Here is a 21,810-nt window from a genome sequence, read left to right on the forward strand (position 1 = left end):
GGCTTACCCCTGCTTGCCGGAGTCCTGGTTGTTCTCGGACTTACCGAGATTGCCGACCAGCTTGGCGCCGGCACCGATGGCCAGGCCGCCGACGGCCGCCACGGTGGCCAGGGCGCCGATGGACGCGCCGGTACCCTGCTCCTCGACCACGCGGGGATAGCCCACCGGCGGACGCTGGTTCTGCAGATTGGCCAGGGCGTGGATCGGCTTCTCGAAGCCGATATGCTTTTCCGTGCAGCCGATGCAGGGGTGACCGGTTCCCACCGGCCACGAGCCAGAACCCACGTCGTTGAACAGGATGGCCGGGCAGTTGGCGTAGGTCTCGGGGCCCTTGCAGCCCAGCTTGTACAGGCAATAGCCCTTGCGGTGTCCATCATCGCCGAATTCCAGGGCGAAGCGACCGGCGTCGAAATGGGCGCGGCGTTCGCAGTTTTCATGGATCAGGCGGGAATAGGCGAATTTCGGCCGCCCCTTGTCGTCCACGGCGGGCAGCGCGCCGAAGGTCAGGAAGTGGACCACGGTGGACAGGAAGTTATAGGGGTTGGGCGGACAGCCAGGGATGGTGACCACCGGCTTGCCCAGGAACTCGCCCACGCCGGTCGCTCCGGTGGGGTTGGGCGGCGTCGACGGCATGCCGCCCCACGAGGCGCAGGAGCCGATGGCGATGACGGCGGCGGCGCCCTCGGCGCATTCCTTGGTGAGCTGCATGGCGGTCTTGCCGCCCACCTTGCAGTAGATGCCGTTGTCCTTGACCGGAATGGCGCCTTCGACGACCAGGACATACTTGCCCCAGTTCTTCTTCATGGCGGCTTCGCGGGCGGCTTCGACCTGATGGCCGGCGGCGGCGAACAGCGTCTCGTGATAATCCAGCGAGATGATCTCCATGATCAGCTTCTCGATGGTGGGGTGCTCGGCGCGCAGCATGGACTCGGTGCAGCCGGTGCACTCCTGGAAGTGCAGCCAGATCACGCTGGGGCGTTCCTTGACCGTGATCGCCTGGGCGATCTGGGCCTCGGCGCCCTTGGGCAGGCCCATGGTCGCGGCCATGGCGGCGCAGAATTTCAGGAAGTCGCGGCGGTCCAGGTCGAACCGGTTGGCGATCTCGCGGGAAATCTCGGTGTCGTCGTACATTGTCCCCCACCTTGTCTGGCGCGTCGGGCTGAAGACATCCGGGGGATCGAGGATACGGCGCCTGTGCGGCCCGCGTCCGGACGTCCCCCTGAACGTCTCGTGATCGGTTGTGGCAGGGAGGGACCGCAAATCCCGTGCCAGTCCTGGCGGGTGGGTTGGGACGGGTAGGCGGATGCCACCGTTGCAGAGGACGCAATGCTCTCGGAACCACCCTAGAACGCCTCTAGGTCTAAAACGTGACGTCGAATGTCAATTAACTATCCGAATATGGAAGCAGACTATCCACTTTTCGAGTCGATATTTCGGCCGCCTCGGGACAGTGACGGCGCCGGGTTCAATGGACCTTGGCACCTGACCGAAAGCGCCCGTCTCGGCGCCAATACTTACGTATGCAGGCATATGGCCATATGGCTCCGTGGGCTATTGCGAGTCTTTTTGTTGAGGACGATGTTGAAGAGAAGCCGGGCCACTTAAGAAACCACAAATATATGTTAGTCTCTTCCGAAAGCGCCACTGACGAGATGAATGACATCACCAACGATGTCTTAGTCCACCGTCATCGAGGATTATGTTCGCCGATTTCGCGACGTAATCCCGCCGGAAATATCCCGACACTGGCGGAGATATCTGTTCAAGTGATCACCCGTTCCCCTGGGCGCGCGTGATGTTGCCGCTGGCCACCGAGTGGGTTCTGCCCAATGGGCTTCGCGCCAGTGATCTGCCGCCCGCTCCCCTGGCCGCCTTCCCGCCGGACATCGGGATGGCCGACGTGGGGTTTCATCCCCTGCGCCAGGGAGCGTTCCTTCTCGACATTCGCAGCCATTTCCATGTTCCGGTGACCGTGGAGGCGCGGGTTCTGGTGGACGAACCCATCCTGGCCATCCGCCTGCCCTCGTCCGGCCGAGCCAGACTCCGCAACGGCCGCAACACGCTGGAGGAATCCCGCGACCACTGGACCCTGAGCATGACGGTGGATTCGCTCTGTCATATCGACAATCTCCCAGGCGAGACCTATGGGGCGCTGGTCTCCATCATGACGGCCAGCCATCTTCGCGCGCTGGTGAGCGACCATCGGGCCATCGCGCCGCTACGCCGCTTTCTCGATGGTCGCTGCGAGGAGTTCGACGCTGCCGTCCGAACCTCGGACAGCCTGCGTCACCTGGCCGAGCGGCTGCGGCGCAATCCCTATCAGGGCGCCATGGCCGATCTGTACCGGGAAGGCCTGCTGCACCAGTTGATGGCGACGGCCCTCGACGACCTGGGGGGCGACGTCGAGACCGTGCCGCGAACGGCGTCCCGCGACCAACGGCGGGCCCTGGCCGCCCGGGACATCCTGATGGCCAAGCTGGCATCGCCCCCGAGCATGGCGGAACTGGCGCGCCAGGTGGGAACGTCCCAGCGCCGCCTGTCCGAAGCCTTCGCCACCGTATTCGGCGCGGCACCGTTCGAGTGTCTCGTTCGATGGCGGCTGGACCAGGCCCACGCCTTGCTGGTCTCGGGCGAATTGTCGGTGAAGCAGGTGGCTCGGGATCATCGACCATCCTCGACAATTTCCAGCTGACGCAATACGGCACCTTGCGCGAAGACCGCGTTTTCATGGATTGGCAGATGGCGGTGGGCTGGAACCGTTTCGACCAGAAGCGCGCCATCAATTTCCTGGGCCGTGCCGCCCAGGCCAATTACGACGGGCAGCAATATCTGACCGCAGTGCCTGTGTGGGTCGACACGTTCGCGAAGGTGTTGGCGGAACAAAGTGTGTAAGGCTGCGTGTTGATCCGCCTGCGGGTAGTTTGCGGCGCGCATGGCGCTTTCTTCGCGCAAACAATGTCCCTCGACGAGTTCCTCGATGCACGCCAAGGCCGTCTCGACGACGGCATCTCCTCTGTCACGCGTTCCCAGGCTGTGCAGCAGCATCGACATGTCAAGGATCGCCTTGTGCTCCTCGCCATGGACGCGGCACCGCATGGCGATGTCGTCGCTCAGCGCAAAGACGTCGCGTTCCATGAGTGGGGCCCAATCCCCGTGCACAGTTCCGTCCATGTCACCCTCCAACGCATCGTCGTATGCGTCTGCCACCGAAGCAAAAGGTCTGTCGCAATGAAGGCTAGTCGCACTCGGGAGGGGGTGGTATGTGCGCAAATGGGGATCGACGCTATCTTTGGGATATTTGGGAGTGTCGGGCGCCGGGGGAAACCCGCCAGATCACCTTCGGCACCACCCCTCGATTCGCCATTCAAAATGTCCGCCCGGCTTTATGCCGAGCAGGGCATCGATGCGCAGGTGCTGCTGGGGCACAAATCCCCCGACATGACGGCGCTCTATCGCGATGTTCGCGGGGCTGAATGGATCAGCGTTCCGGCCAATTAGGGACGATTTAGGGATGCTCATAGTTAATGCATTGAAATTACAAGATAAAAAATCAATGCACCGTGCAGACCATGCAGGGGTCGAATGAGCGGACCACGTGCTGGACCGCGACGGGGGTGGTCTCGCCGGGAAGGACGGGGGTGCCCACCAGGGCCTGTTCCAGCGCTCCGGGGCGATTGTCGCCGTCGCGGGGCGAGAAGTTCCAGGTGGTCGGCGCGACGATCTGATAACCGTCGATGCGGCCATCGTGGGTGGTCAGCCAATGTCCCAGGGTACCGCGTGCCGCTTCCACCATGCCGGTGGCGGCGCCGTCCATGGCCTGTTCCGGGGCGGCGTTGCAAAACGGCTCGGCAGGGCGGAGCGCCCGGACCCAGTCTTCCATGGCGGGAATCAAGCGGGCCAGTTCCAGCAGGCGGGCCACCACGCGGGCCTTGACCGAACCGGCGCCGCCCGAGGCGACCAGGGCGCGGGCCAGCGGGTGGCCATCCACCACCTGGCGGGCAAGCGCCCCCACCTCCACCACCCGGCCGCCCAGCCTGGGCGCCTTGCACCAGGTATAGGCGCCGGGCTTGTCGGGAGACGGCATGGTCCGACCTTCGAAGGGGGAGGCGGCGGCGCCCTCCATCCATGACATGGCCACATCCTCGACCACCATGCCGGGGTCGAACGGGGCGACGGAATTGGGCGTCCACACGCCCGGCTGGAACAGGCCGAAGCTGCCGGACGAAACCAATACGCCCGGCCCACCGCCCAGCCGATCCAATTCAAGATCGCGGCAGATATGAAGGAACAGGCGGAAATCGCCGCGATCCGGCGCCTCGGCATCGGCCCAATTTTCCAGTGCCTCCAGCGAGTCCAGGCTGGCCACCGCTTCCAGGCGGTCGGCGAACAGGGTGGTTTCCAGCGCTTCGCGGAACTCGGCGAGGATGGACAGCAGCCGCACCTTCTCCGCCGGATCGACCGCCTTGGTCACGCCTCCCGGTTGGATGGCCAGGGAATGGGGCCATTTGCCCGCCAGCAGTCCCATGATGTGTAAAAAGCGGGCGCGGGCGGGCAGCAGCGCCCTGGCGGTCTCGCCCTCATTGGCGGCGAAGCGCCGCCGTGCGGCGGCGAACCACGGCCGCGAGGCGTAGCAGGCGCGGGCAAAATCCGGGACGAAGAACACGACGAAATGGGTCAGATGGTCGGCGGCGTTCTCGCAGGCCAGGACCAGGTCAGTGGCGAGGCGGCCGTTGGCGGGGGGCTCCACCTCGGCCACGCGGGCGATGGCGCGGGCGGCGGCCACCGACTGCGAGACCGAGCAGATACCGCAGATGCGCGGCGCGATGACCATGGCGTCCGTGGCCGGTCGCCCCAGCAGGATCTGCTCGAAGCCGCGATAGAGCGGGGCATTCACCCGCGCCTCGGCGACCACGCCGTCGGCGATGTCCAGGGTGACTTCCAGGTCTCCCTCGACCCGATTGAAAGGGCCGACGATCAGGCGCGAGGTGCTGGTCATGGTGATTTCGGCGGTCGGCGGGCGGGAGGGACCAGCACATGGTCGGCATGGGCATTGGTGCGCACCCTGGGCGGCGTGGCCGATTTGGACAAGGCGGCCAGGGCGACGAACCAGGCCTTGGGCATGTCCACCGGCAGGCCGACGGGAATACCGGCCAGCTTGGCGGTTTCCTGGAACGGGCCGGTGGGGGATTCAAAGCCCGGACTGGTGCAGTTGACGCAGGTGAAACCGGCATCGGTGCACGAACCCGATCCGTTCCAACGACGGATATTGCAGTCGCCCGGCGCCTGGGTGGCGCGGCAGCCGAGATTTTCCATCAGGCAACCGCGATCGGATGGGCGGCTGGCGCTGGCCTTGAACTCATAGAATTCGTTGCGCGCGCAGCCATGGTGGGCAAGGTGGTCGGCGATGGCGCGCGGACGGCCCAGGCCATCCAGACGGTCGGCGCCAAAATCCCCCAGCGCCAACGAGGCCAGGGTTTCCACCACCCATCCCGGATGGGGGGCGCAGCCCGAGATATTGATCACCGGCAGATTCTCCGCCGACCGAAATCCCTTGCCCAAGGCGCCGCCCGCGTCCCAACCGGAAAATTGCAGACCACGGGCATCGGTGGGGTTGGGACCGGCCGAGGGAACCCCGCCATAGGCGGCGCAGCTCCCGATGGCGACCACATGGCGGGCGCGTGCGGCCAAACGGGCAATCCAATCCTTCATGGAAACCCCGGTTCCCGACATCATCTGGAAGCGACCACTGCCGTTGGGGCCGTCCAGCACCGACCCCTCGACGCAGAGGCAGTCCAACGCCACCCGTCCGGCGGCGACATCGTCCAGGATGGCGATAGCCTCGGCCCCGCATTCCTCCGACAGGGACGGGTGCCACAGCAGGCGGATGCCGAAGCGGCCCAGCGCCTTGACCATGCCCACATCCTCGGCCGCCAGCGCCGACATGGTGCAGCCGCCGCATGATCCGGCCTGAAGCCATAGAACCGTGAAGTCTTTGTCCGATTGCGCCATGGAACCCGTCGCTGAACCGCTATGTCACATTAGGCGCGGCGCGGCGATGGACGCAATAGGGAGGGGGCTCGAAACGACCAAGGCCCGCTCCGGGCGGAGCGGGCCTTGGGATTGATGACGGATGCTGGTCAGGCGGCGGCGCGGCTTTCGCCGGCCGTCTTGATGGCGTCGAGGAACTGGGTGACCTCGCCGGCCAGGGCGTCCGATTGGCGGGACAGTTCGTCGGCGGTGGACAGCACCTGATGGGCGGCGCCGCCGGTGGTGGTGGCGCCCTGGTTGACCAAGGTGATGCTTGAGGTGACCTCGCGGGTGCCGCTGGATGCCTGCTGGACGTTGCGGGCGATCTCACCGGTGGCGGCGGTCTGCTCCTCCACCGCCGAGGCGATGGCCGAGGCGTTGGATGTGATGGCGGCGATGGTGTCGCCGATGCCATGAATGGCGACCACCGCGTCGCGGGTGACCGATTGGACCGAGTTGATTTGGGTGACGATGTCCTCGGTGGCCTTGGCGGTTTGGGTGGCGAGAATCTTGACCTCGTTGGCGACGACGGCGAAGCCCTTGCCTGCGTCGCCCGCCCGTGCCGCCTCGATGGTGGCGTTGAGCGCCAACAGGTTGGTCTGGGCGGCGATGTCGTTGATCAGGGTCACCACTTCGCCGATGCGGCCGGTGGCATCGGCCAGTGTGGCGACGATATCGTTGACCCGTTCGGCTTCCTCGCCCGCGCGCTTGGCGATTTCGCTGGAATTGGTGATCTGGCGGGCGATTTCCGATTCCGATGCGGCCAGTTCCTCGGCTGCGGCGGCGACGGTTTCCACATTGACCGAGGCCTGTTCGGCGGCGGCGGCGACAACGGTGGACTGGCGCGAGGTGTCCTCGGCGATGGAGGTCATGGATTGGGCCGAATCGCGCAGTTGATGGGCCGACTGGGTGACGCTGGCGAGCACGGTCTGGACGCTGGTGTTGAAGTCGGCGGTCAGGCGTTCCAGGATTTGCTGACGGCGGTTGCGCGCCACCTGCTCGGCCGCCTGGGCCGCTTCCAGCCGTTGGCGTTCCAGGCCGCTCCGCTTGAAGACACCCAGCGCCTTGATGACCTTGCCGATTTCGTCGTCGCGGTCGCTTTCGGGAATTTGCGCATCCAGGTTGCCGTCGGCCAGTTCGCCCATGGCGGTGATGGTGGCTCGCAGCGGCAGGGCAATGCTGCGACGCGCGACAAGCCAGCTGATCAGGATGGTGGCAAACGTGACCACTGCGGTGACGATGATGACGGTATAAAGCGTGCTGTCGGCGGCTTTCAGGAATTCCGCCTTCTTCATGCCCACATAGAGGATGCCGATGACGTTGCCGTCCTTGTCCGAGATGGGGTCGTAGGCGGTCATATAGGGCTCGCCCAGGATTTCCACCTCGCCCCGGAATCCGGTCTTGCGATTGAACACCGCATCGTAGGCGGCGGTCTTGGCCAACTGGGTGCCGACGGCGCGCGATCCATCCGGCTTCATCACATTGGTGCTGACGCGGGTGTCGCCCATGAAGACGGTGGCGGTGCCGCCCACCAGCGTCTTGATCTTGTCCACCACCTCGAAATTGCCGTTCAAGGCGTGATCGCCCACCAACAGCTTGCCCTCGGCGACGGTGAAGACGCCGCCCTTGGCTTTCAGCGCATCCCAGGCGACCTTGATATTGGTGTCCACCCGCTCGCGAGCGGCGTCGGCGGCGGCGGAGTGGATCAGGCTGCGGGTCAGAAGGGTGATGGAGATCCCCAGCAGGACCACGCCGAAGACCGCGATGGCCATGATCTTGGGCACCATTCCGATACGCGCCAGCCGTCCACCTGAACCTTGCATAACCGCCCGCTCCTTATTGGGGACTACCCCAGGGGTAGCATAGTGCGGCGCAATGTATACGTGGTGGAGCAAATTGTTGCCTATCCCAACAGACATAGCCACGGCACGGTTCGAGCCATGACTTTTGTCAAGGATTCGGGATTGCGGTTCCTGCTATTCGGCGGCTTCGGGGGCGGTCGGGGCTCCGGCCGGATGAGGCGTCGCGCTATTGGGCATGACGCTGATCAGCGAGGCGACCAGGGCGGCCAGGAAGGGGACGGACTGGACGAACAGCACGAAGGACCACAGCCGGACGTCCGGGTCGTAGAAGTTGTTCTTGGGAACCAGAACCATGATGGCGGCGATCCACTGGGCCAGCATCAGGGTCGCTTCTTCCGACGCCATCATGAAGCCCTGGGTGAAGGCGGCCTTGTTGGCCATCTTGGGCGTGCGCATGAAGGGCGTCGACTTGGTGAAGAAGCCCTGCCACATGGCCCAGGCGATGGAATAGGTCAGGCCCATTCCGGCGATGGCGGCCAGCGAGCGCTGGCGCAGCGTGCATTTCACCCGGGTGGCGTAGAGGAAGAAGTGGTGGAAGATCTTGGCGACGAAGACGCCGACGGTGGGCAGGGTGAACACCGGCAGCGGCGTACTGAAATAGCGGGGCGCCAGCACCATTCCCAGTGACCACAAAACGCTGGCCACGGTGAACAGCAGATAGAAGGCATCGGCCATCCAGGGCAGCCAGCCGGAGACGAAGTGATATTTCTGCCCGGCGGTCAGGCCGCTTTTCACGAAGGGGGTCAGGGCCTTCCAATGGGCCTTTAGAATCTGCACCGCGCCATAGGCCCAGCGGAAACGCTGCTTCTTATAGGCCATGAAACTGTCGGGAACCAGGCCGTGGCCGATGCGGTCGGGCACATAGACGGATTCATAGCCGTCCTTCATGAAACGCAGGCCCAGCTCGGCGTCTTCCACGATGCACCACTCGCCCCAGCGCCCGGCCTTTTCCAGTGCTTCCTTGCGGATCAGCGTCATGGTGCCGTGCTGGATGATGGCGTTGGCCTCGTTGCGATAGACCATGCCGATATCGAAGAATCCGGCATATTCCCAGTTGATCATTTCCTTGAACAGGTCGCCTTCCCACTCGCGGTGGTCCTGGGGCGCCTGCACATGGCCGACCTTGGGGTTCTCGAAATAGGGGATCAGGCCGCGCAGCCAGTTCTTGTTGACGATATAGTCGGAATCCACCACGCCGATGACCACGGCGTCCTCGGCGGTGACCGACAGGCCGAAATTCAGCGCGCCCGCCTTGGCGCCCGGCCAGGGGGCCAGGTGGTAGAAGCGGATGCGGGGGTCGTTGAGTTCCTCGCAATAATCCTTCACCGCCCCCCACACCAATGGATCCTTGGTGTTGTTGTCCAACACGATGACCTCGAAATTGGGGTAGTCCATGGCCAGCAGCGAGTTGATGGTCAGCTTCACCATCTCGGGCGGCTCGTTGTAGCAAGGCAGGTGGATGGAGACTTTGGGGAAGTTCTTGCACTCTTCCGGCGGCAGCATGTGGTATTTGCGCTTGAAGCGCGACGCCCAGGTCAGTTCGGTGACCTCGATGCCCGCGATCAGCACCACGATCAGCAGCAGCAATTGGGCGGGCAGCATCAATCCCAGCATCAGGCCTGTGGTGGGGCCGACGTCGCGGATGATGGGGCTGGACATGGTCCAGATCAGCAGGGTGGAGGCGAACTGCACCAGCACCCCGAAGAAGATCTTGCCGGGCAGCCGCAAGGTGCGCCACTTGCCCAGGAACCAGATGACCGGCAGCAGGGCGATCAGGGCGGCGGCGCCCGCCTGGGCGGGCCATTCCTCGAACTCGATGACCGGGCCGATCCAGCTGAATTTGGGCTGGCGGTCCACCGTCCAGATGCCCCAGTGCTTTTCCGAGGCGTTGTTGTCCAGATTGACCTTCCACGGCTGGTCGAAGGCCTCGACGATGTTGTAGTCCAGGCCTTCCTCGTGCGCCCAATTGAGGAAGTTGCGCAGGAACATGGCCTGATTGACCAGCGACGGCACGGAATCGCCATAGGCCCGCCCGGCGGAGGGCCAGCCCACTTCGCCGATGAAGATGGGCTTGCCGGGATAGGCGGCCTTCACTTCGCGGACCATGCGCTTGGTGAAGTCCAGCGCGCCCGAGATATCGACCCGTTCCCAGAACGGCAGGGTGTGGATGGTGATGAAGTCCACTTCCCGGACCAGATCGGGATAATCCAGCCAGATGGACCATGCCTCGGCGGTGGACAGCTTGACCCGGTCGGGCAGGGCGGCCCGCACCCGGCGCAGATAGCGGATCATCTGTTCCGGCGTCAGGCGGTGCAGGGTCAGGTTTTCGTTGCCGACGATCACCCGGTCCACGGTGGGATTGTCCCGCGCGATGCGGATGATATTGGCGATCTCGACTTCGTTGCGGGCCAGACGCTCGTCGATCCAGGCGCCGGGCAGCGCCTTGACGCCATGGCGCGCGGCCAGTTCCGGCACTTGATCGAGGCCTTCAAGGGTGGAATAGGTGCGGACCTGCTCCACCTTGCCCGCCAGTAGGGCGAGATCCTCGTCCATCTCGGCCCGGGTCGGCAGCTTTTCCTCGTCGAGGAAGGGGAACTTTCGCACCAGCGTCGGGTCGTCGTCGGCGCGCGACGGGCTGAACGAGACGCTTTTCAGGCTGCCTTCCCACGGAAGGCCGGACTGGGGGCGGTTGATGGCCGCCCAGAATCCGAGGTTGCCCAGAATGATCAGGAGCAGGACGACAAAGCCGGATAGACGCATGAAGGTGCGAGGCCCGTATGAAAGGTGAGGCTGGGATGTCCCCGCCATCGGCGATGGGCGGCTGACGCAGGGAATCCCTTGGAAGAATAGTCCTTAACCTTATCCCAAGGCCAAACACCTGTCCATATGGGGCGCGAGGCCTCTGCCATGTGGAAAACGCGAAAATTCCTGCTGCTTCGCGCCGCCGGTTCGGCCAATATCCCGGCCATGCCCACCGATCCCTTCGCCCTCGACGATGATTTCGCCCCGCCCGCGCCCCGTACCGCTGGCGGACCGCTCCCCGTTGCCCCCGATGCGCCCTGGCTAAAGGGGCTTAACCCCGAGCAGTTGGAGGCGGTGACCACCGTCGATGGTCCGGTTCTGGTGCTGTCGGGGGCGGGAACCGGCAAGACCAAGGTGCTGACCGCCCGGCTCGCCCATATCCTGGCGTCGCGCCGCGCCCAGCCCTGGCAATGCCTTGCCGTCACCTTCACCAACCGCGCCGCCCGCGAGATGAAGCAGCGGGTCGCCGATCTGGTGGGGCCTCCGGCCCAGGATCTGTGGCTGGGCACCTTCCATTCCCTGTGCCTGCGCATTCTGCGTCGCCATGCCGCCATGGTGGGGTTGGGCTCCGACTTCACCGTGCTGGATTCCGATGATCAGCTCCGGGTGCTGAAACAGGTGATGGAGGCCGAGCGCATCGACTCCAAGGCTTCGCCGCCCCAGGCGCTGATGGGCATCATCCAGCGCTGGAAGGACCGGGCGCTGACGCCCGACAAGGTGGGGGCCGAGGGCGGCTCGGAACTGGCGGGCGGCCGCGCCAGGGAGCTGTACCGGCTGTACCAGGAGCGTCTGCGCGGCCTCAACGCCTGCGATTTCGGCGATTTGCTGCTGCACACGCTCACCGTCTTCCTGGCCGATGCCTCGGTGCTGGAACACTGGCAGGGCCACTTCCATTACCTGCTGGTGGACGAATACCAGGACACCAATGTTGCCCAGTATCTGTGGCTGCGCCTGCTGGCCCAGAAGCACCGCAACATCTGCTGCGTCGGCGACGACGACCAGTCCATCTATTCCTGGCGCGGCGCCGAGGTGGGCAATATCCTGCGCTTCGACAAGGACTTCCCCGGCGCCCGCGTGGTGCGGCTGGAAAGCAACTACCGCTCGACGCCCCATATCCTGGCGGCGGCTTCGGGGCTGATCGCCCATAACGGCGGACGGCTGGGCAAGACGTTGCGCTCCGGCCTGTCCCATGACGCCGATGCCATCGAGAAGGTCCGCACCCGCGCCGTCTGGGACGGCGAGGCCGAGGCGCGGCTGGTGGTCGAGGAGATCGAGGCGGTCCAGCGCGGCGGCGAGAAACTGGCCTCCATGGCCATCCTGGTCCGTGCAGGTTTCCAGACCCGCGAATTCGAGGAACGGCTGATCACCACCGGGGTGCCCTATCGGGTGGTGGGCGGGCCGCGCTTCTACGAGCGCCTGGAAATCCGCGACGCCATGGCCTATCTGCGCCTCGTCAATTCGCCCGCCGACGGCCTCGCCTTCGAACGCATCGTCAATACGCCCAAGCGCGGGTTGGGCGAAGCCGCCATCCAGTCCATCCACATCCGCGCCCGCCAGGACAATGTGCCGCTGCTGGAAGCCGCCCGCCGTCTGGTGGCGGGCGACGAACTGAAGCCCAAGCCGCGCCAGGGGCTGGCCAAATTCGTCGAGGATGTGGGGCGCTGGCGCTCGCTGCTGGACTCCATGCCCCATGCCGAACTGGCCGCCACCATCCTGGAGGAATCCGGCTATCAGGAGATGTGGCGCAACGACAAGGCCCCCGATGCTCCCGGCCGGGTGGAAAACCTGAAGGAGCTGGTGGCGGCGCTGGAGGAATACGACGACCTGCCCACTTTCCTCGAACACGTGGCCCTGGTGATGGAGAACGACGAGAAGGCGGAGTTGGACCGCGTCGTCATCATGACCCTGCACGGGGCCAAGGGCCTGGAATTCGACACCGTCTTCCTGCCCGGCTGGGAGGAAGAGGTGTTCCCCCATGCCCGCGCCCTGGCCGAGACCGGCACCCAGGGGCTGGAAGAGGAGCGGCGGCTGGCCTATGTGGGCATCACCCGGGCGAAAAAGCGGGTGCTGATCACCTTCGCCGCCAATCGCCGCATCTATAACCAGTGGAAGTCGCAACTTCCCAGCCGCTTCGTCGAGGAACTACCCGACGCCCATGTGGAGCGCATGGCCGATCAGGGGCTCTATAGCGGCGGCTTGCAGGAATCGCGGGCCGCCTGGAACGACCCCGGTTGGAGCCGTGCCCGCCATGGCGCGCAGACGCGTCAGGCCGCCGCGCCCAGTTGGAAGCCAGCCCCGGCGCGTGATCCGGAGTCGGACTTCAAATTGGGCGATCGGGTGTTCCACGACAAATTCGGCAACGGCACCGTGCTGGCGGTGGACGGCAACAAGCTGGAAATCGCCTTCGACAAGGCGGGGACCAAAAAGGTATTGGACAGTTACGTCGCGGTGGTTTGATGCGGCCGGGACGGCCGCGCTCCAGGCAGCCGTATCGTTCGGAGCGCGGGCGTCCCGCCCAGTATGTGTCGGAGCGCGGGCGTCCCGCCCGCAGGATTCGGAGTTTCCTTGATGCCCCCCGTATTTCCTGAAATCTGGCGCCTGCGCCTGACCGTCTCCATGGATCAAGTGCCGGTGTTCGAGGAGGTCTTCGAACGCTTCGCAGAGGCGGTCACCATGTTCATGGAGGATCGCTCCGGCATCTCCGACGGCGAGTGCGACTGGTTCCTGGAAGGCTTCTCGCGCACGCCGCCGGATCGGGTCGCCATCGTCTCCGCCCTGTCGGCGGTGGCGGCGGCCAATGGTATCGAGGTTCCGCCGCTCGAGATCGACCGGCTGCCCAACGTGGATTGGGTGCTGGAAAATCTGCGCGACTTCCCGCCCATTTCCGCCGGACGCTTCTTCGTGCACGGCTCCCATTGGCAGGGCAAGCCGCCGACCGGCAGCCATGCCATCGAGATCGACGCCGGGACCGCTTTCGGCTCGGGTGAGCACGCCACCACGCGGGGCTGCCTGCTGGCGCTGGATGCCATCGCCAAGCGGGGACGGCGGGCCCGCGTGCTGGACCTGGGCTCCGGTTCGGGCATCCTGGGAATCGCGGCGGCCAAGGTATGGGCCGCCAAGGTGGTCTGCACCGATATCGACCCGGCGGCGGTCAAGGTCTGCGCAGGCAATGCCGCCAACAACGGCGAGGCCGCCCTGGTCACCGCCGTGGTCAGCGACGGCTACCGCAATCCGGTGGTGGGCAAGGGTAAGCCCTATGATCTAGTGTTCTCCAACATCCTGGCACGGCCCTTGTGCCGTTTCGCGCCCGATCTGGCGGCCCATCTCGCCCCCGGTGGGCTGGCGGTGCTGTCTGGATTGCTGGAACGCCAGGAACGCATGGTCATGGCCAATCACGAAAAGCAGGGACTGACCTTGAAGCGCCGCTTCGTGATCGACGGCTGGGCGACTCTGGTCATCGGATTCTGACGAAAAGGTGAATCACGCTTCGTCATATTGAATCACCTTCCATGGGTGGAAATTTAACCTTTGATCGCTGAATATAGTAGGCGATTTCAGTTAATGACCCATTTGGTAGGTGCTCGGCGGATGTCTCAGTTGCTTGCCCACGGCCTTTCAGGCAGAGGCGGAGTCCATGCGAATCCTGGCATGGATCAGGTGGTCGCATGGCTGGACGAGCCGACCCGACGGTTGCGGCAAATGCTGTGCGAGGTGCCGGGGTTCGCTCCGTTGGCGCATATTTCCCTGTCCGTGCACGATGCCGCCCAAGACATGCTTTGGGCTTTCACCGTGGCGGAGGCCGACGCCGCGGTCCCAGAGGTTCAACTGGTGGGAATGGCGGAGGTGCCGTCACTGGTTTTGCTGGCCGATGAGACGCAGCCGCGCATCGTCGCCGATCTCGCCGAATTCGGTGATGCCAACCGATATCGTCCTCCGGGGGCGCGCGGCCTGGCGCCCCGCTCCTGCATGACGGTCCCGATCCGAGTGGACGGTGAATTCCTCGGCTTCGTCATGTTTGGGGCCAGCGTGCCCAATTTCTTCGGCACGACCGCCCAGGACATCCTCGAGACCTATGCCGAGGCCTTCGGCATCCTCATCACCCGCGCCTTCGACGCCACGGCCATCCCGTCGTAAGCATGGGTTGCGTCCGCGCTCCCGGTCGCTAACATGGCGCCGGAAAGGTGAGGGACATGACGGACGATATCCAGACGCGAAGCATGTTTTTTTTCGGCACCCTGATGGATGTCGAGATGTTGTCGGCGGTTCTTGGCCGCACTCCGGCGGCGGCGGAACGCGAGGCGGCGTTTCTGCGCGGCATGCGCAGGGTCTATGTGGCCAACCGGCCCTATCCCATGCTGATCCCGCAGGCCGGGGGGCGGGTCGAGGGGCTGTTGGTTCACGGTCTCGGCGACCGCGATATCGAGCGTCTGGGTTATTACGAGGGCTGGGAATATGTCCCGGAACCGGTGACCGTCCGCACCTTGGCCGGCCGTGAGGTGGCGACGGAGATGTTCACCGCCTCAAGTGGCGTCTTGCCTGATTCGCGCGATTGGAAACTGGACCTCTGGCAGCGCAAGCATAAGCCCGAGGCGCTGCCCAAGGCCGTCGCCGCCATGGCCAAGCTCGGCCGATTTTAGAGCAGAGGGCGGAAAGACCCCGTCATTCCCGCGAAAGCGGGAATCCATGCATCAACCCCACAATATCTTGTGGCTAAAGCATAGGTTGTGTCGACATTCAGGGAATTCGACTGATTTCTGGCGGGAACGTCTGTCCAGCAGGAATTTTAGCCACAGATGAACACAGATGCGCACAGATGAATTGAGAGATTTCCTTATCTGTGTCCCGCGCAGCGGGTATCTGTGTGCATCTGTGGCCCATGTCTGAATGTCGATTGGCCCTAGCCTTGCATCGGCATGGACCCCCGCCTGCGCGGGGGTGACGATAAAAAGGGGCGGGAACGGCCCCCCCCCCTTAAGCGTTGGGATTGACCAGCTTGCAGCTTTTGCCGGCGCGTTCCAGCCGCTTGCAGGCGGCACGGGCCTGATCCTCGTTGAAGCCGGAGATGCGGGCCCGATAGACCGGCTTCTTGGCCGCGCCCGCCTTGTCGATATCGATGGATCCCTTGGACACCAGGCCGCCCAGCTTCTTGGCGGCATCGGTTGCCGCCTTATGGGCGGGGCGGTATTCGCTGAAGGCGCCCACCTGGATGGACCATGACGAGGGATCGGCATCGCCCACCGCTTCATCGTCATCGTCGTCGTCGTCATTCGAGGCGGCGCGCGACGGCGCGCGCATGGCGACCTTCTTGGCGGGGGGAGCCTTGAGGACGATCTTGCCCGAGGGCTTGGCCGGGGCCTTGGCCGATTGAGCGGCGGCCACCAACTCGTCGATATTGGGCATGTCGTCGGATTCGGCTTCCGCTTCCGCCACTTCAACCGTCTCGCCGCGCTTCAGTTTGGCGAAGCCCTTGTCCAGCAACTGCCCCATATGCTTGTCGCGGGACGCGCCGGTGGCGCCGCCGAACACCACGCCGATGATCCGGGTGTCGCCGCGCTTGGCGGACGAAATCAGATTGAAGCCCGAGGCGTGGATATAGCCGGTCTTGATGCCATCGGCGCCGGGATAGCGCAGCATCAGGCGGTTATGGGTGGTGATGACCTGGCCCTCATAGGCGAACTGACGGGTTGAGAAATACTTGTAGTAGCCCGGGTGGTGGCCGATCAGCGCCCGGGCCAGCGTGGCCTGGTCGCGCACGGTGGACATCTGGCCAAGATCGGGCAGGCCCGAGGCATTGCGGTAGGTGGTGTTGCGCATGCCCAGGGCGTGGGCCTTGCGGGTCATCATCTGGGCGAAGCCGGATTCAGTGCCGCCGATGGCTTCGGCGATGACCACCGCCACGTCATTGGCGGATTTGGTGACCAGGGCGAGGACGGCGTTGCGCACGGAAATCTTGTCGCCGGGTTCCAGCGCCAGCTTGGACGGCGCCTGCGCCGCAGCATGGGCCGAGACGGGCAGCATGGAATCCATCTTGAAGCGGCCCGCATCCAATTCGTCGAACATCAAGAACAGCGTCATCACCTTGGTGAGGGACGCGGGATAGCTGCGGCTGTCGGGATTGGCCGCGTGCAGGATGGCGCCCGAATCGGCATCGATGACGATGGACGCATACTTTCCGGCGGCGGCGGGACTGGCGGAGGCCGCGAGGCCCATCAGGCCGAGGATCGTGCCCACCAGACAGAAACGAAATGCCTTGATGAATCCGGCGCGGTTCAGGTGCAATGTCTCGACCTTCCGTTCAGCTTTGCATCTTGAATAAGCTAGCTTGGGAACCTTAAAGAATTTACGAATCGGTGTCCAGCTTTGGCGACGCCAAAATTTCGACACTTTTGTCTTCTATCAGGTCGCCGTGGTGCCGCCACGAAGATCAACGAGGTTGAATCGCTTCCGACGGGGCGATGAGTCCAATCTCCGCACCGCAACCACAAGGACTCGTGATGAACCGTTTGACGCGTTTTTCGATTCTGTTCGGTGTCCTTGCCGGACTCGGCGCTTGCTCGTACAAGGGCGGTGACATAGGCGATCCGATTCATCGGAAGTTTCACTGGTCGTCCTTCGTGTCCGGCGAGGATATGGCGGCGATCTGTGCGGCCGAGACGCCCGATCGCGTCCGGTTGGTCTACAATGCGGTCTGGGGCGAGCAGGTCCGCATCTATGAGTGGGACTCGGTTCGGCGCGTATTGCGCATCCGCGTCATCGGGTCCGGCGACCTGCGCGGTATGAGCCTCGGCGATCCGCTGGGCAATTGGCGGGCGGTGGAGCAATCGGTGAGCTTGGACCCGAGCGCCTATGACGAACTCATGGCGGCTTTGGGAGAAAGCGGCGGTTTCGGCCCGCCCGCGGTGGGGCTCGAACTGGTGTCGCGCTCCTATTATTGGGCCGCCGCCACCTGCCGCCAGGGCAGCTTCACCTTTACCGGTTGGAAGTATCCGTCCCCGGAATTCGAATCGGCCCGCTTTGCCGCCAAGCTGTTCGCGCTTGACCCCGATCGCGCCGACATTCGCCCCCCGGCGCCCATCCCCTTTGACGTGATGTACGAATACAATCGCAATCAGGCAAAGGTCATGGAATTCACCTTTAAGGTTGGACCTGCCGGGCTGGGGAAATGATGCTTATGTTGCAGTGCAAAAAGCGAGATTGACTCCGCCGCCGCGCTGTAACATATTGGCTCCATGTTGCATTGCAGCATGATCCGTGTTCGGACGGCTGCAAACCCCCTTCAGTCAAGGAGCCACCTGACATGACCACCGTGAAGGCCAATCCGGCCACCGCCACTTCCACCCCCAAGACCGTTGCCGCCAAGGCCGTCGCCGCCCCCGCCCCCAAGGCCGCCGCCGCTCCGGCGCCCGTCGCCGCCCCGGCGCCCAAGGCTGTCGCCGCCCCGGCGCCCAAGCCGGTTGCCGCCGTCTCTCCGGTCGCCGCCGTCCAGGCCGAAGCCGTGAAGAGCATCGAGGAAGCGGTCGCCGTCGGCAAGGAGACCATCGAGACGGTGGTGAAGGCCTCCACCGAAGCCGCCGTGAAGGGCTATGACAAGGCCGCCAAGGGCTACGACAAGGCCGTCGCCATCGGCAAGGAACATGTCGAGACCGCCGTGGCCGTGGGCAAGGAGACCATCGAGTCGGTCGTCAAGGCCTCCACCGATGTGGCCGCCAAGGGTTATGACAAGGCCGTGAAGCTGGGCAAGGAGCAGGTCGACGCCGCCGTCGCCGCCGGCAAGGAGACCCTGGACTCCGTGGTGAAGGCCTCGTCCGCCGCCGCCGCCAAGGGCTACGACAAGGCCGTCGCCCTGTCCAAGGAGCAGGTCGAGGCCGCCGTGAAGGCCCAGACAGTCGCCTACAAGGGCTACGAGGATTTCGTCGCCATCGGCAAGGACAACGTCGAAGCCTTCGTCAAGGCCGGCAATATCTTCACCAAGGGCCTGCAGGATCTGAGCAAGGTCGTCGTCGACCTGACCCAGGCCGCGGTCGAGGAAGGCGTCGCCGCCTCCAAGGCCCTGCTTGGCGCCAAGACCATCCAGGATTTGATCGACATCCAAACCAAGATCGCCAAGTCCAGCGTCGACAAGGCCGTCAAGGACGCCACCAACCTCTCCGACAAGTCGGTGAAGCTGATCGAACAGGCGCTGGCGCCCATCAACGAGCGCGTCACCGTTACCGTGGACAAGCTGGTGAAGTCGGCGGCCTAATTCGGCCATCAGACGGATCCACTGAACGGATCAGGCGGCCCGCCGGGGAAACCCGACGGGCCGCCTTTCTTTTTTCGATGGGGCCTATTCAGGAATATTCCGGTCGGGTCCGGCCGACGAGGCCTTTTCCTTAGCCCCGCGCACCCAATATGATTAGGGTGTAACGAGAGCGAAACCTGAGCAAGCGAGTCTATGAGCGACGACGGCAACGACAAACGGCATGACGGCGACAATCAGACGGGCGTGGTCATCAAGACCCGGCCGAAGACCAAGAAGCCTGCCATGTACAAGGTTTTGATGCTGAATGACGATTACACTCCCATGGAGTTCGTCATCCACGTCCTGGAACGGTTCTTCAACAAGAACCGGGACGAGGCGACGCGCATCATGCTGCACGTTCATACCCGAGGTGTCGGAATTTGCGGCGTCTACACCTATGAGGTGGCGGAGACCAAGGTAACCCAGGTCATGGATCTGGCGCGCCAGAATCAGCATCCGCTGCAATGCACGATCGAGAAGGAATAGAAAGGATCGGCCCATGCTATCGCGCAATCTGGAGCAGAGCCTGCACCGAGCCTTGTCGTATGCCACCGACAGGCGGCACGAATACGCAACGCTGGAACATCTCTTGCTGTCGCTCACCGAGGATCAGGACGCCGTCGCGGTGTTGCGAGCCTGCAATGTGGACATCGATAAGCTAAAGCACGACCTGACCGATTTCATCGACACCTCTCTGGTGGATCTGGTCAGCCCCCGCGCCACCGAGCCCAAGCCGACCGCGGGCTTCCAGCGGGTGGTGCAGCGCGCCGCCATCCATGTGCAAAGCTCGGGGCGCGAGGAAGTGACCGGTGCCAATGTGGTGGTCGCCCTGTTCTCCGAGCGCGAAAGCCATGCCGTCTATTTCCTTCAGATGCAGGATATGACCCGGCTGGACGCGGTGAATTATATCAGCCATGGCGTCGCCAAGGCCCCCGGACGTGGCCAGGCCCGCGCCGTGCACGGCGCCGACGAGGACGCCGGATCGGAAAAGGTGGTCAAGAAGGGCCAGGAGGCGCTGACCGCCTATTGCGTCAATCTCAACAAGAAGGCGGAGCAGGGCAAGATCGACCCGCTGATCGGCCGCGAGGAGGAGATCGACCGCACCATCCAGATCCTCTGCCGCCGGTCCAAGAACAATCCGCTTTATGTGGGCGACCCCGGTGTCGGCAAGACCGCCATCGCCGAGGGCCTCGCGTTGCGCATTCTCAAGGGCGAGGTGCCCGACGTCTTGAAGGATGCCACCATCTTCGCGCTGGACATGGGCTCGCTGCTGGCGGGAACCCGCTATCGCGGCGATTTCGAGGAACGCCTGAAGGCCGTCGTCACCGAGCTGGAAAACTATGACGGCGCCATCATGTTCATCGACGAGATCCATACGGTGATCGGAGCGGGCGCCACCTCGGGCGGGTCCATGGACGCGTCCAATCTGCTGAAGCCCTCGCTGGCCTCGGGCACGCTGCGCTGCATCGGCTCGACCACCTACAAGGAATTCCGCAATCACTTCGAGAAGGACCGCGCCCTGGTGCGCCGCTTCCAGAAGATCGACGTCAACGAGCCGTCCATCCCCGACACCATCAAGATCCTGAACGGGATCAAGACCTATTACGAAAGCCATCACAAGGTTCGCTATACCCCCGACGCCATCAAGGCGGCGGTGGAGCTTTCTGCCAAATACATCAACGACCGCAAGCTGCCGGACAAGGCCATCGACGTCATCGACGAGGTGGGCGCGTCGCGCATGCTGCTGCCCGAATCCAAGCGGCGCAAGACGGTGACGGTGAAGGACATCGAGGATGTGATCGCCAAGATCGCTCGTATTCCTCCCAAAAGCGTATCGACCAACGACATGGCCGCATTGAAGACGCTGGAGCGGGATCTGAAGACCCTGGTGTTCGGCCAGGACAAGGCCATCGAGATGTTGGCTTCGGCCATCAAGCTGGCCCGCGCCGGGCTGCGCGAACCGGAAAAGCCCATCGGCTGTTACCTGTTCTCCGGTCCGACCGGCGTCGGCAAGACCGAAGTCGCCCGTCAGCTCGCCCAGATCATGGGGATCGAGCTGACCCGCTTCGACATGTCGGAATACATGGAACGCCATTCGGTCTCGCGGCTCATCGGCGCGCCGCCCGGCTATGTGGGATTCGACCAGGGCGGGTTGCTGACCGACGCCATCGACCAGCATCCCCATTGCGTGCTGCTGCTCGACGAGATCGAAAAGGCCCATCCCGATCTGTTCAACATCCTGCTGCAGGTCATGGATCACGGCAAGTTGACGGACCACAACGGCAAGAACGTGGATTTCCGCAACGTCATCCTGATCATGACCACCAATGCCGGGGCGGCCGATCTGGCCAAGGCCACCATCGGCTTCGAGCGCGAATCCCGGGAAGGCGACGATACCGAGGCGATCAACCGCATGTTCACCCCGGAATTCCGCAATCGCCTGGACGCCACCATCGGCTTCGCCAGCCTGACGCCGGACATCGTCGCCCAGGTGGTCGACAAATTCATCATGCAGTTGGAAGTGCAGTTGGGTGACCGCGACGTCACCATCGAACTGACCGATCAGGCAAGGGCATGGCTGGCCAAGAAGGGTTATGACCGCAGCTTCGGAGCTCGGCCGCTGGCCCGGGTCATTCAGGAGCACATCAAGAAATCCCTGGCCGAGGAACTGTTGTTCGGCAAGCTGGCCAAGGGCGGCATCGTTCGCATCAAGGTCGATGACGCCAATAAGTTGGAATTCGAGTTCGTCTCGGCGCCTGCCAAACCGACCAAGACGCCGGAACCCGAATTGGTGGGGTAGATGAGAGCTTTTCCATTTCCCCCGCGCTTGGTGCTGCC

General features: G+C 64.0%; 17 protein-coding genes. 11 read left to right on the top strand and 6 right to left on the bottom strand.

The features are described 5' to 3' along the window. Positions 1 to 3: 3 nt before the first annotated feature. On the bottom strand, positions 4 to 1,131 hold the full coding sequence (locus tag CU669_RS17150; protein WP_112146823.1) for a hydrogenase small subunit: 1,128 nt from the start codon (positions 1,129 to 1,131) through the stop codon (positions 4 to 6). A 664-nt stretch (positions 1,132 to 1,795) separates the two neighbouring features. Here CU669_RS17150 and CU669_RS17155 point away from each other — a divergent pair. From CU669_RS17155 to CU669_RS22155, 3 genes are read left to right on the top strand one after another with little or no spacing between them, the layout of a single operon-like run. Next, the gene (locus CU669_RS17155; RefSeq protein WP_112146824.1) at positions 1,796 to 2,692 is read left to right on the top strand and encodes a helix-turn-helix transcriptional regulator; all 897 of its coding nucleotides are present in this window, start codon (positions 1,796 to 1,798) and stop codon (positions 2,690 to 2,692) included. Continuing rightward, the gene (locus CU669_RS22150) at positions 2,593 to 2,892 is read left to right on the top strand and encodes an autotransporter domain-containing protein (protein WP_161539707.1); all 300 of its coding nucleotides are present in this window, start codon (positions 2,593 to 2,595) and stop codon (positions 2,890 to 2,892) included. Before CU669_RS17155 ends, CU669_RS22150 begins: the two co-directional genes overlap by 100 nt. 9 nt (positions 2,893 to 2,901) lie before the next feature. Further along, positions 2,902 to 3,498: a site-specific integrase gene (locus CU669_RS22155; protein WP_161539708.1), complete on the top strand. Its 597-nt coding sequence runs from the start codon at positions 2,902 to 2,904 to the stop codon at positions 3,496 to 3,498. A 52-nt stretch (positions 3,499 to 3,550) separates the two neighbouring features. Here CU669_RS22155 and CU669_RS17170 read toward each other — a convergent pair whose 3' ends face one another. The 4 genes from CU669_RS17170 to CU669_RS17185 all read right to left on the bottom strand — a co-directional run bounded on the left by CU669_RS17170 (position 3,551) and on the right by CU669_RS17185 (position 10,649). Beyond that, on the bottom strand, positions 3,551 to 4,996 hold the full coding sequence (locus CU669_RS17170) for a nickel-dependent hydrogenase large subunit (RefSeq protein ID WP_112146827.1): 1,446 nt from the start codon (positions 4,994 to 4,996) through the stop codon (positions 3,551 to 3,553). Further along, a complete protein-coding gene (locus tag CU669_RS17175) occupies positions 4,993 to 6,009 on the bottom strand; it encodes an NADH-quinone oxidoreductase subunit B family protein (protein WP_112146828.1) in 1,017 nt (338 codons plus the stop codon). Before CU669_RS17175 ends, CU669_RS17170 begins: the two co-directional genes overlap by 4 nt. Positions 6,010 to 6,137: 128 nt before the next feature. Further along, on the bottom strand, positions 6,138 to 7,850 hold the full coding sequence (locus CU669_RS17180; protein ID WP_112146829.1) for a methyl-accepting chemotaxis protein: 1,713 nt from the start codon (positions 7,848 to 7,850) through the stop codon (positions 6,138 to 6,140). A gap of 153 nt (positions 7,851 to 8,003) precedes the next feature. Next, positions 8,004 to 10,649 carry a glycosyltransferase gene (locus CU669_RS17185; protein ID WP_112146830.1) on the bottom strand — a complete coding sequence of 882 codons (2,646 nt, stop codon included), beginning with the start codon at positions 10,647 to 10,649 and terminating at the stop codon, positions 8,004 to 8,006. A 207-nt stretch (positions 10,650 to 10,856) separates the two neighbouring features. On the opposite strand from CU669_RS17185, the gene CU669_RS17190 reads away from it, so the two are divergent. The 4 genes from CU669_RS17190 to CU669_RS17205 all read left to right on the top strand — a co-directional run bounded on the left by CU669_RS17190 (position 10,857) and on the right by CU669_RS17205 (position 15,328). Then, positions 10,857 to 13,148, top strand: coding sequence for an ATP-dependent helicase (locus tag CU669_RS17190; protein WP_112146857.1), 2,292 nt, complete (start codon positions 10,857 to 10,859; stop codon positions 13,146 to 13,148). 111 nt (positions 13,149 to 13,259) lie between these two features. Next, positions 13,260 to 14,159 (top strand): 50S ribosomal protein L11 methyltransferase, encoded by a 900-nt coding sequence (locus tag CU669_RS17195; RefSeq protein WP_112146831.1) that lies wholly within the window; start codon positions 13,260 to 13,262, stop codon positions 14,157 to 14,159. Between the two features lie 180 nt (positions 14,160 to 14,339). Further along, positions 14,340 to 14,825, top strand: coding sequence for a GAF domain-containing protein (locus CU669_RS17200; protein ID WP_112146832.1), 486 nt, complete (start codon positions 14,340 to 14,342; stop codon positions 14,823 to 14,825). Between the two features lie 56 nt (positions 14,826 to 14,881). Continuing rightward, positions 14,882 to 15,328, top strand: a complete 447-nt coding sequence (locus CU669_RS17205; RefSeq protein WP_112146833.1) for a gamma-glutamylcyclotransferase family protein — start codon at positions 14,882 to 14,884, stop codon at positions 15,326 to 15,328. 334 nt (positions 15,329 to 15,662) lie between these two features. On the opposite strand, the gene CU669_RS17210 is transcribed toward CU669_RS17205, so the two are convergent. Then, positions 15,663 to 16,970 carry a D-alanyl-D-alanine carboxypeptidase gene (locus tag CU669_RS17210; RefSeq protein ID WP_239988760.1) on the bottom strand — a complete coding sequence of 436 codons (1,308 nt, stop codon included), beginning with the start codon at positions 16,968 to 16,970 and terminating at the stop codon, positions 15,663 to 15,665. A 215-nt stretch (positions 16,971 to 17,185) separates the two neighbouring features. Between CU669_RS17210 and CU669_RS17215 the strand changes: the two genes are divergently transcribed. From CU669_RS17215 to clpA, 4 genes are all read left to right on the top strand, one after another. Beyond that, a complete protein-coding gene (locus CU669_RS17215; RefSeq protein WP_112146834.1) occupies positions 17,186 to 17,857 on the top strand; it encodes a hypothetical protein in 672 nt (223 codons plus the stop codon). Between the two features lie 131 nt (positions 17,858 to 17,988). After that, positions 17,989 to 18,933 (top strand): phasin family protein, encoded by a 945-nt coding sequence (locus tag CU669_RS17220; RefSeq protein ID WP_112146835.1) that lies wholly within the window; start codon positions 17,989 to 17,991, stop codon positions 18,931 to 18,933. A gap of 192 nt (positions 18,934 to 19,125) precedes the next feature. Next, the gene (gene clpS, locus CU669_RS17225; RefSeq protein ID WP_112146836.1) at positions 19,126 to 19,458 is read left to right on the top strand and encodes an ATP-dependent Clp protease adapter ClpS; all 333 of its coding nucleotides are present in this window, start codon (positions 19,126 to 19,128) and stop codon (positions 19,456 to 19,458) included. Between the two features lie 13 nt (positions 19,459 to 19,471). After that, on the top strand, positions 19,472 to 21,772 hold the full coding sequence (clpA, locus tag CU669_RS17230; protein WP_112146837.1) for an ATP-dependent Clp protease ATP-binding subunit ClpA: 2,301 nt from the start codon (positions 19,472 to 19,474) through the stop codon (positions 21,770 to 21,772). Positions 21,773 to 21,810 lie beyond the last annotated feature (38 nt).

Origin of the sequence: Paramagnetospirillum kuznetsovii (assembly GCF_003284725.1) — a bacterium.
Classification (GTDB): domain Bacteria; phylum Pseudomonadota; class Alphaproteobacteria; order Rhodospirillales; family Magnetospirillaceae; genus Phaeospirillum; species Phaeospirillum kuznetsovii.

What these genes read in the sequence shown, in the direction of transcription:
- CU669_RS17150 (WP_112146823.1), bottom strand. Translation starts at nt 1,131, where the DNA reads ATGTACGACGACACCGAGATTTCCCGCGAGATCGCCAACCGGTTCGAC.
- CU669_RS17155 (WP_112146824.1), top strand. Translation starts at nt 1,796, where the DNA reads ATGTTGCCGCTGGCCACCGAGTGGGTTCTGCCCAATGGGCTTCGCGCC.
- CU669_RS22150 (WP_161539707.1), top strand. Translation starts at nt 2,593, where the DNA reads ATGGCGGCTGGACCAGGCCCACGCCTTGCTGGTCTCGGGCGAATTGTC.
- CU669_RS17170 (WP_112146827.1), bottom strand. Translation starts at nt 4,996, where the DNA reads ATGACCAGCACCTCGCGCCTGATCGTCGGCCCTTTCAATCGGGTCGAG.
- CU669_RS17175 (WP_112146828.1), bottom strand. Translation starts at nt 6,009, where the DNA reads ATGGCGCAATCGGACAAAGACTTCACGGTTCTATGGCTTCAGGCCGGA.
- CU669_RS17180 (WP_112146829.1), bottom strand. Translation starts at nt 7,850, where the DNA reads ATGCAAGGTTCAGGTGGACGGCTGGCGCGTATCGGAATGGTGCCCAAG.
- CU669_RS17185 (WP_112146830.1), bottom strand. Translation starts at nt 10,649, where the DNA reads ATGCGTCTATCCGGCTTTGTCGTCCTGCTCCTGATCATTCTGGGCAAC.
- CU669_RS17190 (WP_112146857.1), top strand. Translation starts at nt 10,857, where the DNA reads ATGCCCACCGATCCCTTCGCCCTCGACGATGATTTCGCCCCGCCCGCG.
- CU669_RS17195 (WP_112146831.1), top strand. Translation starts at nt 13,260, where the DNA reads ATGCCCCCCGTATTTCCTGAAATCTGGCGCCTGCGCCTGACCGTCTCC.
- CU669_RS17200 (WP_112146832.1), top strand. Translation starts at nt 14,340, where the DNA reads ATGGATCAGGTGGTCGCATGGCTGGACGAGCCGACCCGACGGTTGCGG.
- CU669_RS17205 (WP_112146833.1), top strand. Translation starts at nt 14,882, where the DNA reads ATGACGGACGATATCCAGACGCGAAGCATGTTTTTTTTCGGCACCCTG.
- CU669_RS17215 (WP_112146834.1), top strand. Translation starts at nt 17,186, where the DNA reads ATGAACCGTTTGACGCGTTTTTCGATTCTGTTCGGTGTCCTTGCCGGA.
- CU669_RS17220 (WP_112146835.1), top strand. Translation starts at nt 17,989, where the DNA reads ATGACCACCGTGAAGGCCAATCCGGCCACCGCCACTTCCACCCCCAAG.
- clpS (WP_112146836.1), top strand. Translation starts at nt 19,126, where the DNA reads ATGAGCGACGACGGCAACGACAAACGGCATGACGGCGACAATCAGACG.
- clpA (WP_112146837.1), top strand. Translation starts at nt 19,472, where the DNA reads ATGCTATCGCGCAATCTGGAGCAGAGCCTGCACCGAGCCTTGTCGTAT.